Origin of the sequence: Streptomyces sp. NPDC001717, from assembly GCF_042892775.1 — a bacterium.
GTDB lineage: Bacteria > Actinomycetota > Actinomycetes > Streptomycetales > Streptomycetaceae > Streptomyces.
In genome coordinates this window covers 335,218-349,773 of record NZ_JBIAUK010000003.1, presented here as the reverse complement: position 1 = coordinate 349,773, position 14,556 = coordinate 335,218, and the positions used below count along the sequence as shown (strand labels likewise).

The window sequence follows — 14,556 nt, the reverse complement described above, 5'->3', positions numbered from 1 at the left end:
CGACTCCCCGGGGCCCGAGCGGGCTTCCGCCTGACGGAAACACCGGTGACCGGCCGGGGCCCCGGGTGCCAACGTTCGACGTGTTCCCCACGTCCACCGTTGCCCAGGAGATGCCATGGCAGACGCCGTCGTCGACACCGTTGCCTCGGTTCCCGTCGCAGTCGTCGGGGCCGGTCCGGCCGGCCTGATGCTCGCTCACCGGCTGGGGCGGGCCGGAGTCGACACGATCGTGATCGACACCCGCACCCGTCACGAGATCGCGACGACGCAGCGCGCCGGAATCCTGGAGGCCGAAGCGGCCCGGGACCTGGTCGAGACGGGTGTCGGCGACCGGATCCTGCGCGAGGGCCACGAACACGAGGGCACCGAGCTCCGCTTCGGCGGACGGCCGCACCGGATCGACTTCAAGGAGCTGGTGGGCGCGTCGGTGTGGCTCTATCCGCAGACCGACGTGTTCACCGACCTGGCCGACGCGCGGGAACGCGACGGCGGCACCGTCCACTTCGGCGTCCGGGACACCGAGGTCCTCGACATCACCACCGGCACCCCGCGGGTCCGGTACACCGCGGCCGACGGTGCCCGGCACGAGATCCGCGCGCGGTACGTCGTCGGCGCGGACGGATCGCGCAGCATGTGCCGCAACCTGGTCCCCGAGGACCGGCGGGTGCGGTACGGCAAGGAGTACCCGTTCGCGTGGTTCGGCATCATGGCCGAGGCACCGCCGAGCGCACCCGAGCTCGTCTACGCCCATTCCGAGCACGGCTTCGCGCTGATCAGCCAACGGACCGAGACCGTGCAGCGGATGTACTTCCAGTGCGCCCCGGACGAGCCCGTCGACGACTGGCCGGACGACCGCGTCTGGGAGACGCTGCAGGCACGGGTGGCGGGGGAGGACGGCTTCCGCCTCAAGGAGGGCCCGATCCTCGAGAAGACGGTCCTGCGGTTCCGGTCGTTCGTGCAGGAGCCGATGGGCTGGGGCTCGATGCTGCTCGCCGGGGACGCCGCCCACACCGTGCCGCCGACCGGCGCCCGCGGACTCAACCTCGCACTGCACGACGTGAAGGTCCTGGCCGACGTCCTCCTGCGGGCCCTGGGCACCGGGGGCGAGGCCGCCTTGGCGGAGTACGAGCCGCGCGCGCTGCGGCGGATCTGGCGGGCGCAGAACTTCTCCCACTGGATGACCCGGCTGCTGCACACCCCGCCCGGCGCCTCGCCGTTCGACCTGCGGCGCCAACTCGGCGAACTCGACAACGTGGTGGGCACGCGCGCCGGTCGTGCGTATCTCGCCGAGCAGTACACGGGCTGGCCCGCCGCCTCCCGCGGCTGACCCGACGCGACCCCCAGGAGACATCCCGACATGATCATCGACTGTCACGGCCACTTCACCACCGCGCCCCCGCAACTGGCCCGGTGGCGCGACCGGCAGATCGCCGCCACCGGAACCCCCGCGGACGCCCCCGACCCGGACGAACTCGTCATCACCGACGACGACCTCCGCCAGGCGATAGAGGGCAACCAACTGCGCCTCATGGACGAGCGCGGCACCGACCTGACGATCTTCTCGCCCCGGGCCAGCTTCATGGCCCACCACATCGGCGACTTCCGGGTGTCCGCGACCTGGGCACGGATCTGCAACGACCTCGTCCACCGCGTCGCCGGTCTCCATCCCGACCGCTTCGCGACGGCCGCCATGCTGCCGCAGTCACCGGACGTCGACCCCGCCACCTGCCTGCCCGAACTGCGCCGCGCGGTCGAGGAACTCGGCGCGGTCGCGGTCAACCTCAACCCCGATCCGTCGGGTGGCAACTGGACCGCGCCGCCGCTGACGGACCGGAGCTGGTACCCGCTCTACGAGGCGATGGTCGAGTACGACATCCCGGCGATGATCCACGTCAGCACCTCGTGCAACCCGGCCTTCCACACGACCGGAGCCCACTACCTGAACGCGGACACCACGGCGTTCATGCAACTGCTCCAGGGCGACCTGTTCGCCGACTTCCCGTCGCTGCGCTTCGTGATCCCCCACGGAGGTGGAGCGGTGCCCTACCACTGGGGCCGGTTCCGGGGCCTCGCGATGGCGCTCGGCCGACCGGACCCCGCGGCGCTGCTGGACAACGTCTTCTTCGACACCTGCGTGTACCACCAGCCCGGCATCGACCTGCTCACGCAGGTCGTCCCCAGCCGGTCCGTGCTCTTCGCCAGCGAGATGATCGGCGCCGTCCGCGACGTCGACCCGCGCACCGGCCACCACTTCGACGACACCCGGCGGTACGTCGAGGCCGCCGCGCACCTCACCGACGACGAACGGGCCGCCGTCTACAGCGGCAACGCCCTGCGCGTCTACCCCCGCCTCGCCGCCCGGCTCACCGCCTCCGGCAACTGACCCAGGAGAAGGATCGATGGAACACACGCGGCTCGGTGTCGTCCACACCGCGATCACCCGCGCCGACCCGGAGGACGTCGCCGCCCTCTCGGCGTTCGGCGTCGCGACCGTCCACGAGGCGATGGGCCGGGTGGGACTGATGCGCCCGTACCTGCGCCCCGCCTACACCCGGGCCCGGCTCTGCGGCACGGCGGTGACCGTGCTGCTCCAGCCCGGCGACAACTGGATGCTCCACGTCGCCGCCGAGCAGATCGAGGAGGGCGACGTGGTCGTCGCGGCCTGCACGACGGAGAGCGAGGACGGGTTCTTCGGCGAACTGCTCGCCACCTCGTTCCGCGCCCGCGGCGGCCGGGGCCTGGTCATCGACGGCGGCGTGCGCGACGTGGCCGAGCTGGAGGAGATGGACTTCCCGGTCTTCGCCCGGGCGGTCAACGCCAAGGGCACCGTCAAGGCCACCCTCGGTTCGGTCAACGTCCCGGTCGTCTGCGCCAACGCCCTGGTCCGCCCCGGGGACGTGGTCGTCGCGGACCGCGACGGCGTCGTGGTGGTGCCGCGCGAGCGCGCCGCCGAGGTCGCCGCGGCCGCGGCCCGGCGCGAGGCCGGCGAGGAGGGCAAGCGGGCCCGGTTCCGCGCGGGCGAGCTCGGCCTGGACCTGTACGGCATGCGCGGCCCGCTGGCCGAGCTCGGCCTGCGCTACGAGGACTGACGATGACGATGCACCACGAGAAGACCCCCGGCTGGCTGGACTGGTACGCCGACCCGAGCCGGCCGCGGTTCCGCGTGCCCGAGGGGGCCGTCGACGCGCACTGCCACGTGTTCGGCCCGGGAGCCGCGTTCCCGTTCGCGCCCGAACGGAAGTACACCCCGTGCGACGCGTCGAAGGACCAGCTCTTCGGGCTGCGCGACCACCTGGGTTTCAGCCGCAACGTCGTGGTCCAGGCGACCTGTCACGGCGCCGACAACAGCGCCATGGTCGATGCCCTGCGGTCCTCGGGAGGACTGGCCCGGGGCGTGGCGACGGTCCGGCCGGACGTCTCGGACGCCGAGCTGCGGGAGCTGCACGGGGCCGGGGTGCGGGGTGTGCGGTTCAACTTCGTCAAGCGGCTCGTCGACGCGGCTCCGCGGCAGGACCTGTGGGACGTCGTCGAACGGATCGCGCCCTACGGGTGGCACGTGGTCGTCTACTTCGAGGCGGCCGACCTCGGCGGCCTGCGCGACTTCTTCCTGTCGATCCCGGTCCCGCTGGTCATCGACCACATGGGCCGGCCCGATGTCACCAAGGACCCGCACGGTCCGGAGTTCGAGGCGTTCCTGGAGTTCATGCGGGCCAGGCCGGACATCTGGTGCAAGGTGACCTGCCCCGAACGGCTGTCCGTGAGCGGCCCGCCGGCTCTCGGAGGCGAGCGGTCGGCGTACCGCGACGTCGTCCCGTTCGCACGCCGCGTGGTCGAGGAGTTCCCCGACCGGGTGCTGTGGGGGACGGACTGGCCGCACCCGAACCTCGCCGGCCACATGCCCGACGACGGCCTGCTCGTCGACTTCGTCCCGAGCATCGCGCCGACGCCGGAGCTGCGGCAGCGGCTCCTCGTCGACAACCCGATGCGCCTGTACTGGCCGGAAGCCGGCTGACCCGTCTCACGATCGGAGCCCGACCTTGTCGCTGGACAAGACCTACAAACTGGTGCCGGGGACCACCGTCTTCGACGCCGAGCAGTCCGCCCGGGGATATCACCTCAACCAGTTCTGCATGTCACTGATGACGGCGGAGAACCGCGCCCTCTACCTCGCCGACGAGCGTGCCTACCTGGACGCGTGGCCGCTGCGCGAGGAGCAGAGGCGGGCGCTGCTCGACCGTGACCTCAACGCCGCGATGCGCGAGGGCGGCAACATCTACTTCCTCGCCAAATGGGGTGCGACGCTGGGGCTCTCGTTCCAGCAGATGGCCGGTTCGATGACCGGTATGACCGAGGAGGAGTACCGCGCGATGATGGTCGGCGGCGGCCGCTCCGTCGAGGGCAACCGCATCGATCACGCCGTCCTGGAGGCGGCGCACGCCGATCGGACTCCCCCTGCCGAACACGCCGTGATCACCGGTGCGGTCTTCACCTCGCACGTGCCGGCGATCGGTGCGGCGATGGACCACGGCAAGACCGACGAGCCGTACTGGAGGCCGGTCTTCGAGGGGTACGAGTTCTCCAAGGCCTGGGAGGAGGAGAACCGCCCGGACGTGGTCTTCCTGGTCTACAACGACCACGCGTCCGCGTTCGACCTGTCCCTGATCCCGACCTTCGTGCTCGGCACCGGCGCGGCCTGTGCCACCGCCGACGAGGGCTACGGCCCCCGCCCGGTCCCCGGCATCGAGGGCGACCCCGATCTGGCCGCCCACATCGCGCATTCGCTGATCAGGGACGACTTCGACCTCACGCTCGCCAATGACATGACCGTCGACCACGGCCTGACCGTCCCGCTGTCCCTGATGTTCGGGGACGTCGAGAAGTGGCCGTGCAAGGTGATCCCGTTCCACGTCAACGTGGTGCAGTACCCCGTGCCTTCGGGCGCCCGGTGCCTGGCGCTGGGCCGGGCGTTGCGGAAGGCGATCGAGTCGTACGACCGACCGCTGAAGGTCCAGGTGTGGGGCACCGGTGGCATGAGCCACCAGCTGCAGGGACCGCGCGCCGGACTCATCAACCGCGAGTGGGACAACGCCTTCCTCGACAGGCTCGTCGAGGACCCGGTCGGCCTGTCGCGGGTACCGCACCTGGAATACGTCGAGGAGGCGGGCTCGGAGGGCATCGAACTGGTGATGTGGCTGATCGCCCGCGGGGCGATGAGCGACCTCGACGGGTCGGGGGACATCGAGGTCAAGCACCGCTTCTACCACGTGCCGGCGTCCAACACCGCCGTCGGCCACCTGATACTCGAGAACCACACCCGGGCCCAGGAGCCCGCCGAAGGAGTGAAGTGACATGAGCGACGACCGGACCCTCCGGGTGGCCCTGGCCGGCGGTGGCGCCTTCGGCGCCAAGCACGCGGCCGCGCTCAGGCGGATCGAGGGCGTCGAGGTGGCCGCCGTCGTGAGCAGCACCCTCGAAAGTGCGCGGAAGTTCGCCGCGGAGCAAGGGGTCGGCCGTGCCGTGGCCTCCCTGGACGAGGTGCTGGCGATGGACGACGTCGACGCCGTCGTCCTCGCCACCCCCACCCCGATGCACGCCGCGCAGACGCTGGCCTGCCTCGACGCGGGCAAGCACGTCCAGGTGGAGATCCCCCTGGCCGCCTCCCTCGGCGACGCCGAGGCCTGTCTGGCGGCGCAGGAGCGCACCGGGCTGGTCGCCATGGTGGGCCACACCCGGCGCTTCAACCCGAGCCACCAGTGGGTGCGGCGGCAGATCCAGGCCGGAGAGTTCAACATCCAGCAGATGGACGTGCAGACGTACTTCTTCCGCCGTACGAACCTCAACGCGCTGGGCGCTCCGCGCTCCTGGACCGACCACCTGCTGTGGCACCACGCGGCGCACACCGTCGATCTCTTCGCCTACCAGACCGGCTCGCCGATCGTGCGGGCCAACGCGGTCCAGGGCCCGATCCACCCCGAGCTCGGCATCGCGATGGACATGTCGGTCCAGCTGCGCGCGGCGAACGGCGCCATCTGCACCCTGTCCCTGTCGTTCAACAACGACGGACCGCTCGGCACCTTCTTCCGCTACATCGGCGACACCGGCACCTACATCGCCCGCTACGACGACCTGGTCACCGGCAAGGACGAGCCGATCGACGTCAGCGGGGTCGACGTCTCCATGGACGGGATCGAGCTGCAGGACCGCGAGTTCGTCGCCGCCATCCGCGAGGGCCGCGAGCCGAACTCCTCCATCGCCCAGGTCATGTCCTGCTACCGGACCCTGGCGGCCCTGGAGGAGCAGCTCGACGCTGTCCCGGGCGCGTGAGCACGGCGCCCGTGGCGGGCCCTGGTCGCACGCCGCGGGCGGGCTGAACGGCACACCGTGCAGGGCAGGACGACAGGACGGGCTCACCGTGCCGGCGGCACGGTGAGCCCGTCCTGTCGTCCTGCCCTGCGGGCCGGTCAGGCGTAGTGGCGGTACACGGCCTCGGCGACGCAGGCCGGCTTGTCGCCGCCCTCGACCTCGACGGTGAAGGTGATCGGCATCTGCACGCCGTTGCCCTTGACCTCCTCCACCGTGCCGACGGCACCGTGGAGACGGATCTTCGCGCCGACCCGGACGGGGCTGGGGAAACGGACCTTGTCCAGGCCGTAGTTGACGCTCATCTTGGTGCCGGTGATGCCGAGCAGCTCCCCGAAGAGCGGGATGATCAGGGAGAGGGTCAGGTAGCCGTGGGCGATGGTGCCGCCGAAGGGTCCGTTCTCGGCCTTCTCCGGGTCGGTGTGGATCCACTGGTGGTCGTCGGTGGCGTCGGCGAAGGTGTCCACCCGGTCCTGGGTGATCTCCAGCCACTCGGTGCGGCCGAGGTCGGCTCCGCTGAGGGAGGTGAGTGCGTCGAGGCCGTCGGCGATGGCGATGGGCATGAGGAAGCCTTTCGATGGGGTGGGCGACGCCGAGCGCGCCCTGGGGGAACGTCCTGCTCGAACGCCGTTCACGGCCGGCGGCGTTCGGCGGGGGCGGTGGCGAAGGTGTCGCGTACGGCGGACTTCACGATCTTTCCGGAGGCCGTGCGCGGCAGGCCGTCCGTGAGGACGACCGACTTCGGGATCTTGTACTTGGCGAGCCGGCCCCGGAGGTGGGCGAGGATGTCGTCCTCGCCGGCGCGGGCCCCGGGCTCGAGGACGACGACGGCGCGGCCGACCTCGCCCCAGACCGGGTCGGGAACGCCGATGACCGCGCATTCGGCGACGGCGGGGTGGTCGAGGAGCGCGTCCTCGACTTCGGCGGGGTAGACGTTCTCGCCGCCGGAGACGTACATGTCCTTGACCCGGTCGACGATGTAGGCGTAGCCGTCGGCGTCGGTCCGGGCGATGTCGCCGGTGCGCAGCCAGTCGCCGTCGGTGAAGGCGGCGGCGGTGTCCTCGGGCCGGTTCCAGTAGCCGGTCATGGTGTGGGGTCCCTGGACGAGGACCTCGCCGCGTTCGCCGGGCGCCGTGTCGCTGCCGTCGGGCCGGACGATGCGGGTGTCGGTGAAGAAGTGCGGGACTCCGGCGGAGCCGGCCTTGTCCACCGTCCGCTCCCGGTCGAGGAAGAGGACGCCGGGAGACGCCTCGGTCATGCCGTAGCCCTGGCTGAAGGCGAGGCCGCGGCCGGTGTACGCGGCGATGGTGTGCGCCGGGACCGGTGCTCCGCCGCAGTTCAGGGTGCGCAGGCTGGAGAGGTCGGTGCTCGCCCAGCGCGGCCGGGCGGCCATGGCGTCGTACATCGTGGGGACGCCGAACAGGTACGTGACCCGCAGGCGTTCGACGGTCTCCAGGACCAGGTCGGCGTCGAAGGCGGCGTGCAGGACCACCCGGCCGCCCTTGAGGAGGGTGGGCAGGCAGGTCATGTTGAGGGCGCCGGTGTGGAACAGCGGGGCCACGACCAGGGTGACCTCGTCGGCGGTGAGGTCGGTGTCGACGAGGACGTTGACGCTGTTCCAGGTGATGTTGGCGTGGGAGAGGACGGCTCCCTTGGGACGGCCGGTGGTCCCGGAGGTGTACATGATCATGCACGGGTCCTCGGGGCGCACGGCCACGTCCGGAAGCTCGTCCGTGGCACCGGCCGGCAACTCCTCGTAGGCGAGGGCGTCGTCGTCGGGTCCCTCCGGCCCGTCGAGCGCGATCCGGTGGCGCATTCCGGCCTCGTCGGCGGCGGCGCGGGCGACCTCGGCCTGCTCGGGGGCGTGGACGAGGACGACGCTGCCCGAGTCGGAGAGGTTGTGCGCCAGTTCCGGGGCGGCCAGGCGGGTGTTGAGGGGGACGAAGACCGCGCCGAGCGCTCCGGCGGCGAACAGCGTCTCCAGGAAGGCCGGGTGGTTGGGGCCCAGGTAGGCGATCCGGTCGCCGCTCGCCACGCCCAGGGCCCGCAGGCCGTGGGCCAGTCGCAGGACGCGGCGGTGGAGTTCCCGGTAGGTCAGGGTGCGGTCGCCGTGGACGACGGCGGTCCGGTCCGGTGTCTTGCGGGCCCGGCGCGCCGGCCAGGAGCCGATGCCTTGGTTCAGCACGAGCGTTTCCTTCAGTCGGTGGACAGGCCGAGCAGCCGGGCGGCGTTTTCCTTGAGGATCTTCGGGCGGACCTCGGGCTTGATGTCGAGTGCGGCGAAGTCGGCGAGCCACCGGTCGGGGGTGATGACCGGATAGTCGGAGCCGAAGAGGACCTTGTCCTTGAGCAGGGTGTTGGCGTAGCGCACGAGCTGCGGCGGGAAGTACTTCGGCGACCAGCCGGACAGGTCGATGTGGACGTGCGGCTTGTGGGTGGCGACCGCGAGCGCCTCGTCCTGCCAGGGGAAGGACGGGTGTGCGAGGACGATCCTCAGCTCGGGGAAGTCGACGGCGACGTCGTCGACCGCCATGGGGTTCGAGTACTTCAGCCGGATGCCGCCGCCGCCCGGTACGCCTGCGCCGATCCCGGTCTGGCCGGTGTGGAAGAGGGCGGGTACGCCGAGTTCCTCGATGGCCTCGTACAACGGGTAGGCGAGGCGGTCGTCCGGGGAGAAGGCCTGGATGCTCGGGTGGAACTTGAACCCGCGCACCCCGTACTCCTCCACCAGGCGCCGGGCCTCGCGGACCCCGGCGCGTCCCTTGTGCGGGTCGACGCTGGCGAACGGGATCAGGGCGTCGGCGTGGGCGGCGCAGCTCTCGGCGATCTCCTCGTTGGAGATCCGCGGGTGGCCGGTGGCGTGTTCGGCGTCGACGGTGAAGACGACGGCCGCCATGCGGCGTTCGCGGTAGTGCGCGGCCATCTCGTCGATGGTGGGCTGCCGGTGGCCGTGGGCCTTGAAGTAGTTCTCGGAGGCGCCGAACAGTTCGGGGCTGAGGGCTCCGTGGCCGTCCTTGGAGACCTCGGCGTGGGTGTGCACGTCGATGGCGATCAGCGCGTCGAGGTCGAGCGCGGCCCCGTGCGGGCGGTCGGTCATCTCACGCCTCCGGGGCCTGGGGCGCGGGGATGCCGTAGGTCTCGGGCTCGGCGCCGACCCCGTCCGGCCAAGCGGCGGCGATGGCGTCGCCGCTCCAGCCCCCGTCGGCGAAGGCGACCGCCTTCTCCCGGGGGTGGGCCCACAGGGCGAGGCGGTCGCCGCCGATGCCGATGGCCTGCCCGGTCACTCCGTCGGAGGCGTCCGAGGCCAGGAAGGTGATCAGGCCGGCGACGTCCTCGACGGTGCCGAGGCCCTCGTCCTTGCGCAGCCAGTCCGGCAGGGGCTCACCGGTGCGCTCGGACTCCTCGATGACCGGGGCGAACGCCGGGATGGTCCTGGTCATCTCCGTGGCGGCGACGGGCACGACGGCGTTGACGGTGATGCCGGCGCGGCCCAGCTCCATGGCCCACGTGCGGGCCATGGCGACGATGCCGGCCTTGGCGGCGGCGTAGTTGCCCTGGCCGAAGTTGCCGCGCTGGCCGGCGGGCGAGGAGATCAGGACGAGGCGACCGCCGGTGCCCTGCTCGCGCATGCGGACGGCGGCGGCGCGGGCACAGGTGAACGTGCCGCGCAGGTGGACCCGTACGACGTCGTCGAAGTCCTCGTCGGTCATCTTCCACAGCACGCGGTCGCGCAGGATGCCGGCGTTGGTGACGAGCACGTCCAGGCGGCCGAACTCCGCGACCGCCGCGTCCACGAGCCGCTGGGCCGCTTCGCCGTCGCCCACGGCCGCCGCGACGCCGGTCGCGGTGCCTCCGCGGGACGTGATCGAGGCGACGGCGGCGTCCACCGTGTCCTCGTCGACGTCGTTGACGACGACGGCGGCACCCGCGGCGGCGAGGGCCTGGGCGTATGCCAGGCCGAGACCGCGTCCGCTGCCGGTGACGACGGCGACCTTGCCCTGAAGATCCATGAGGGTGCCTCCCGAAAGGGATGAAGGGGGTGAATGGAGCGATGGGGGAATCCCGGAAGCAACGGCCGAGCCGCGATCGACAGGAATCCTGATGAATGCAGTCTGAGCAATCGGCAGGATTCCTGTCAATGGCCTAGGGTGAGGCGGCACCGCGTCCCGGTCACACGGCACCGGAAGCGGTACGAGCCGCCCCACGCGGGCCGCCACGACGGGAGGATGGACGTGAGCACGTCGCTGCTCTACCTGGTCAAGAGAACGGAGCTGGTGGTTCGCGCCCGCCTGGACGAGCTGCTCAAGCCCGCCGGGGTCACGGCGTTGCAGTACACCGCCCTGACGGTGCTGGAGCGGCACGACGGCATCTCCGCGGCGCAGCTCGCCCGCGACTCCTTCGTCACCGCCCAGTCGATGGCCGACATGGTCCGCACACTGGAGGCCCGCGGCTTGATCCGACGCGAGCCCAATCCAGCCAACCGCCGCGAACGCCTCATCCTGCTCGCCGAGCCCGGGCGGCGACTGCTCGCCGAGTACGCCGGGCCCGCGCGCCGCATCGAGGAACGCATGACCTCCGGCCTGAGCCCCGAGCAGACCGAGGCGTTCCGAGCCGCGCTGAACGAGTCCTGGCGCGCCCTGTCCTGACCCGGCGCACCCGCGGGGGGGGCAGACGTCGCTCAGGCCTCGGACGCCGCCTGGAGCACCACCGCCATCGCGCTGAGCATCAGTTCCAGGGCGAAGGGGTAGCCGCTGTCGCGCATGTCGGCGGCGAGCAGCGGGAAGGTCGCGGCGACGTTCGGATGGGTGTCGGCCGACAGCCGGCCGTAGACCGAGTTCCAGACCGCCTCGTCCGCCTCCCGGGCCGTCTTCGGCAGGGCGAGCGCGGCGGCGTCCTGGGCGGCGAAGGCCAGGGCCTGGTCGACGAACGCGTGGTAGGCACGGACGGCGAAGGCGTCCGGGAAGCCCGCCGAGCGGAGGATTCCGAGGATCCGCTCGACGGCCCGGGTCTCGTGGGGGCGTCCCGTCGTGCGGTACGCCCCGAGGACCGCCGCCTGCGGGTGGGACAGGTAGCAGGCGTGGATCCTCAGCCCCATCGAGCGCAGGTCCTCCCGCCAGTCCCCGGTGGCCCTCCAGCCCTCCTGCGCCCTGCCGATCATTTCGTCCGCGAGGGCGAGGAGGAGGGCGTCGGTGTTGTGGAAGTAGCGGTAGAGCGCGCTGGGATCGGCGCCGAGTGCGGCGCCCAGCCTTCGTACGGAGAGCGCCTCGGCACCGTGCTGGGCGATCAGCCGCAGCGCCGTCTCGACGATGAGCTCCTCCGAGAGGACGGCGCCCTGCTTGGTGGGTCTGCGGCGCTTGCGCCCGCCTTCGGGGATGACACGTTCGGACATGGCCGGGACCTTACGTCAACACCATTGACGTGTAAACGGCCTTGCCGATTCCATGGCGCCACCCCCCGTCGCCTCACGCTCTGGAGCTTTCGAATGGCCAAGGCCGATCTGGTCTTCACCCGCGGCCCCGTCTTCACGGTGGACCCGGCCCGCACCCGGGCGACCTCGCTCGCCGTCATCGGCGACCGGATCGCGGCCGTCGGCCACGACGAGGTGCGCGAACTCGTGGGGCCCGGCACCGAGGTGGTCGACCTGACGGGGAAGCTGCTGCTCCCCGGCTTCCAGGACTCCCACATGCACCCGGTCTTCGCCGGGGTGGAGCTGGCCGAGTGCGATCTGACCGAGACCGTCACCGTGGACGACTACCTGGCCCGGATCCGTGCGTACGCCGACGCGCACCCCGACCGCGAGTGGATCACCGGGGGCGGCTGGTCGATGGAGAGCTTCGAGGGCGGACTGCCGACCCGTCAGCTCCTCGACTCCGTCGTCCCGGACCGCCCGGTCTTCCTGGCCAACCGGGACCACCACGGCGCCTGGGCCAACACCCGGGCGCTCGAACTCGCCGGGATCACCGCCGCCACCCCCGATCCCGCCGACGGCCGGATCGAGCGCGAGCCGGACGGCACGCCGAGCGGCATGCTCCAGGAGGGCGCCACCTCACTGGTCGGCGGGATGCTGCCGCCGAGCACGCAGGCCGAGCTCCTCGCCGGGCTGCTGCGGGCCCAGAAGCTGCTGCACTCCCTCGGCATCACGGGCTGGCAGGACGCGATGCTCGGCGAGCTGGGCGGCCGCCCCGATCCCTCGGACGCCTACCTGACGGCGGCGGGGGACGGCACCCTCACGGCCCGGGTGACCGGGGCGCTGTGGTGGGACCGGGCGCGGGGCGCCGAGCAGATCCCCGAACTGGTGGCCCGGCGCGAGAAGATGCGGGCCGGACGGTTCCGCGCGACCTCGGTGAAGATCATGCAGGACGGCATCGCGGAGAACTTCACCGCCGCCATGACCTCCCCCTATCTGGACGGCTGCGGCTGCGCCACCGCCAACAGCGGCTTGAGTTTCATCGAGCCCGGGGCGCTGCGCGGATACGTGACGGAACTCGACGCCCTCGGCTTCCAGGTGCACTTCCACGCCCTCGGCGACCGTGCCGTGCGCGAGGCCCTCGACGCGATCGAGGCGGCGGTGGCGGCCAACGGACACCGCGGCAACCGCCACCACCTCGCCCATCTCCAGGTCGTCCACCCCGAGGACCTCACCCGCTTCGCCGCGCTCGGCGCCCTGGCCAACATCCAGCCCCTGTGGGCGGCCCACGAGCCCCAGATGGACGACCTGACCATCCCGTTCCTGGGTCCGCAGCGCGCCGCCTGGCAGTACCCGTTCGGCGACCTGGTGCGCGCGGGCGCGACCCTCGTCGCGGGCAGCGACTGGCCGGTGAGCAGCCCCGATCCGCTGGCGGGCCTCCACGTGGCCGTGAACCGCCGGGATCCCGAAGCCGACCACGACCGGATCTTCTACCCCGAGCAGCGGCTCGACCTGTCGACCGCGCTGGCCGCCTACACCGCCGGGGCCGCCCACGTGAACGGTCACGACGACGCGGGCAGCCTGCGCGTCGGCAACCTCGCCGACCTGGTCGTCCTGGACCGCGACATCCTCACGGCGCCCGCGGAGGAAATCGCGCAGGCCCGGGTGGAGCGGACCTATGTCGGCGGCCGGCTCGTGCACTCGGTCTGAGCGGACCGGACGGATGACGCCCGTACGTCGAGTCGGGTCGGGACGAGCACCCCCGCCGTCTCCCGTTCGCCGTGTTCCAGGACCGCCACCAGCATGTCGACGCCCGCCTCCGCGATCGCCTCGGGCCGCAGGCTCAGGGTGGTCACGGGCGGCTCGGTGTGCTCGGCGGTGACGTCCTCGCTCACGCAGACGAGGAGCAGGTCGCCGGGGACCTCGTAGCCGAGCCGGCGCGCCGCGTCCAGGACGAGCGGCGGACTCGCCTCGGCCACGACGAGGAGGGCGTCGGGCCGTCCCGGGCCCGCCGCCGGGTCGCCCGCGAGGGCGGTCTCGACGGCACGGATGACGGGACCGTTGCCCGGACTCCCGGCCCGTACGACCCGTTCCGGCACGCCGTGGACCGCGCACCACTCGTGGTGAGCGGCCAGCACCTCGGTGTGGAAGCGGGTGGTGCTGTCCGGCACCAGGAGGACGGGTCGGCGGGCGCCCTGCTCGCGGACGTGGTCGAGGGCGCCCCGCACGGCGCGGCCGGCGTCCACGTCCACCCAGTACGCCCCGGGCCGCCCCTCCACGGAGCGGTCGCTGAACACGGGGATGCGGGCGGCGAGGAGGTCCTCGACGATCGGGTCGTCGGCGACCGGGTCGGCGACGACCACCGCGTCGAGCGACAGGTCGGCCCACTCGCTCTGCAGGGACCCGGCGGGCAGCAGCACCACGGCGTAGCCGCGCCTCAGCGACGTGGCCGCGGTGGCCGCGGTCAGCCGGGCGAAGTACGGCGACTCCAGGAAGGTCCAGGGGGCGTCGGCGAACTCCCCGACCACGTATCCGATCAATCTGGCCCGTCCCGCGCGCAGCCGGCGCGCGGCGGCGTTGGGCCGGTAGCCCATTCTGCGCGCGGTCTCGCGGGCCTTCTCCCGGACCTCGGGAGAGAGCCTTCCGGTGCCGTTCAGTGCCGCCGAGACCGTCGTCTTGGACAGGCCCGCCTCGCGGGCCACGTCGACGAGGCGGACGCGCGGGAGGGGCGGCGAGGGCTGCCCGCCATGCGGTGGGACGTCGGTCATGCGACTGATGCTGCCACCCTCG

General features: G+C 72.0%; 14 protein-coding genes. 8 read left to right on the top strand and 6 right to left on the bottom strand.

Annotated elements, in window-relative coordinates; translation table 11 throughout:
* The first annotated feature begins 115 nt into the window (after positions 1-115).
* From ACFYZL_RS08950 to ACFYZL_RS08925, 6 genes are read left to right on the top strand one after another with little or no spacing between them, the layout of a single operon-like run.
* Entirely contained in the window at positions 116-1,327 is a 1,212-nt protein-coding gene (locus tag ACFYZL_RS08950) for a 4-hydroxybenzoate 3-monooxygenase (RefSeq protein ID WP_388677359.1), read from the top strand.
* 30 nt (positions 1,328-1,357) lie between these two features.
* On the top strand, positions 1,358-2,383 hold the full coding sequence (locus tag ACFYZL_RS08945) for an amidohydrolase family protein (RefSeq protein ID WP_388677356.1): 1,026 nt from the start codon (positions 1,358-1,360) through the stop codon (positions 2,381-2,383).
* Positions 2,384-2,399: 16 nt separating this feature from the next.
* Positions 2,400-3,089, top strand: a complete 690-nt coding sequence (gene ligK / locus ACFYZL_RS08940; RefSeq protein WP_384744292.1) for a 4-carboxy-4-hydroxy-2-oxoadipate aldolase/oxaloacetate decarboxylase — start codon at positions 2,400-2,402, stop codon at positions 3,087-3,089.
* A 2-nt stretch (positions 3,090-3,091) separates the two neighbouring features.
* Positions 3,092-4,012: an amidohydrolase family protein gene (locus ACFYZL_RS08935; RefSeq protein ID WP_384744290.1), complete on the top strand. Its 921-nt coding sequence runs from the start codon at positions 3,092-3,094 to the stop codon at positions 4,010-4,012.
* Positions 4,013-4,037: 25 nt separating this feature from the next.
* Positions 4,038-5,348, top strand: a complete 1,311-nt coding sequence (gene ligA, locus ACFYZL_RS08930) for a protocatechuate 4,5-dioxygenase subunit alpha (RefSeq protein ID WP_388677352.1) — start codon at positions 4,038-4,040, stop codon at positions 5,346-5,348.
* Between the two features lies 1 nt (position 5,349).
* On the top strand, positions 5,350-6,324 hold the full coding sequence (locus ACFYZL_RS08925) for a Gfo/Idh/MocA family oxidoreductase (protein ID WP_384744287.1): 975 nt from the start codon (positions 5,350-5,352) through the stop codon (positions 6,322-6,324).
* Positions 6,325-6,461: 137 nt separating this feature from the next.
* Here ACFYZL_RS08925 and ACFYZL_RS08920 read toward each other — a convergent pair whose 3' ends face one another.
* The 4 genes from ACFYZL_RS08920 to ACFYZL_RS08905 all read right to left on the bottom strand — a co-directional run bounded on the left by ACFYZL_RS08920 (position 6,462) and on the right by ACFYZL_RS08905 (position 10,369).
* Positions 6,462-6,923 carry a MaoC family dehydratase gene (locus ACFYZL_RS08920; RefSeq protein WP_384750397.1) on the bottom strand — a complete coding sequence of 154 codons (462 nt, stop codon included), beginning with the start codon at positions 6,921-6,923 and terminating at the stop codon, positions 6,462-6,464.
* A gap of 68 nt (positions 6,924-6,991) precedes the next feature.
* Entirely contained in the window at positions 6,992-8,545 is a 1,554-nt protein-coding gene (locus ACFYZL_RS08915) for a long-chain fatty acid--CoA ligase (RefSeq protein ID WP_388677347.1), read from the bottom strand.
* Positions 8,546-8,556: 11 nt separating this feature from the next.
* On the bottom strand, positions 8,557-9,456 hold the full coding sequence (locus tag ACFYZL_RS08910) for an amidohydrolase family protein (RefSeq protein WP_384750392.1): 900 nt from the start codon (positions 9,454-9,456) through the stop codon (positions 8,557-8,559).
* Position 9,457: 1 nt separating this feature from the next.
* Positions 9,458-10,369, bottom strand: a complete 912-nt coding sequence (locus tag ACFYZL_RS08905; protein WP_384750389.1) for an SDR family oxidoreductase — start codon at positions 10,367-10,369, stop codon at positions 9,458-9,460.
* 216 nt (positions 10,370-10,585) lie between these two features.
* Between ACFYZL_RS08905 and ACFYZL_RS08900 the strand changes: the two genes are divergently transcribed.
* Positions 10,586-11,005 carry a MarR family winged helix-turn-helix transcriptional regulator gene (locus tag ACFYZL_RS08900; RefSeq protein ID WP_384750385.1) on the top strand — a complete coding sequence of 140 codons (420 nt, stop codon included), beginning with the start codon at positions 10,586-10,588 and terminating at the stop codon, positions 11,003-11,005.
* Between the two features lie 32 nt (positions 11,006-11,037).
* On the opposite strand, the gene ACFYZL_RS08895 is transcribed toward ACFYZL_RS08900, so the two are convergent.
* Complete coding sequence (locus tag ACFYZL_RS08895; RefSeq protein WP_384750382.1) at positions 11,038-11,748, bottom strand: TetR/AcrR family transcriptional regulator; 711 nt, start codon at positions 11,746-11,748, stop codon at positions 11,038-11,040.
* A 93-nt stretch (positions 11,749-11,841) separates the two neighbouring features.
* On the opposite strand from ACFYZL_RS08895, the gene ACFYZL_RS08890 reads away from it, so the two are divergent.
* Entirely contained in the window at positions 11,842-13,476 is a 1,635-nt protein-coding gene (locus tag ACFYZL_RS08890; RefSeq protein WP_388677341.1) for an amidohydrolase, read from the top strand.
* Here the strand turns inward: ACFYZL_RS08890 and ACFYZL_RS08885 are convergent.
* Positions 13,443-14,534: a LacI family DNA-binding transcriptional regulator gene (locus ACFYZL_RS08885; protein WP_384750376.1), complete on the bottom strand. Its 1,092-nt coding sequence runs from the start codon at positions 14,532-14,534 to the stop codon at positions 13,443-13,445. The two genes, ACFYZL_RS08890 and ACFYZL_RS08885, sit on opposite strands and share 34 nt — an antisense overlap.
* Between the last annotated feature and the right edge of the window lie 22 nt (positions 14,535-14,556).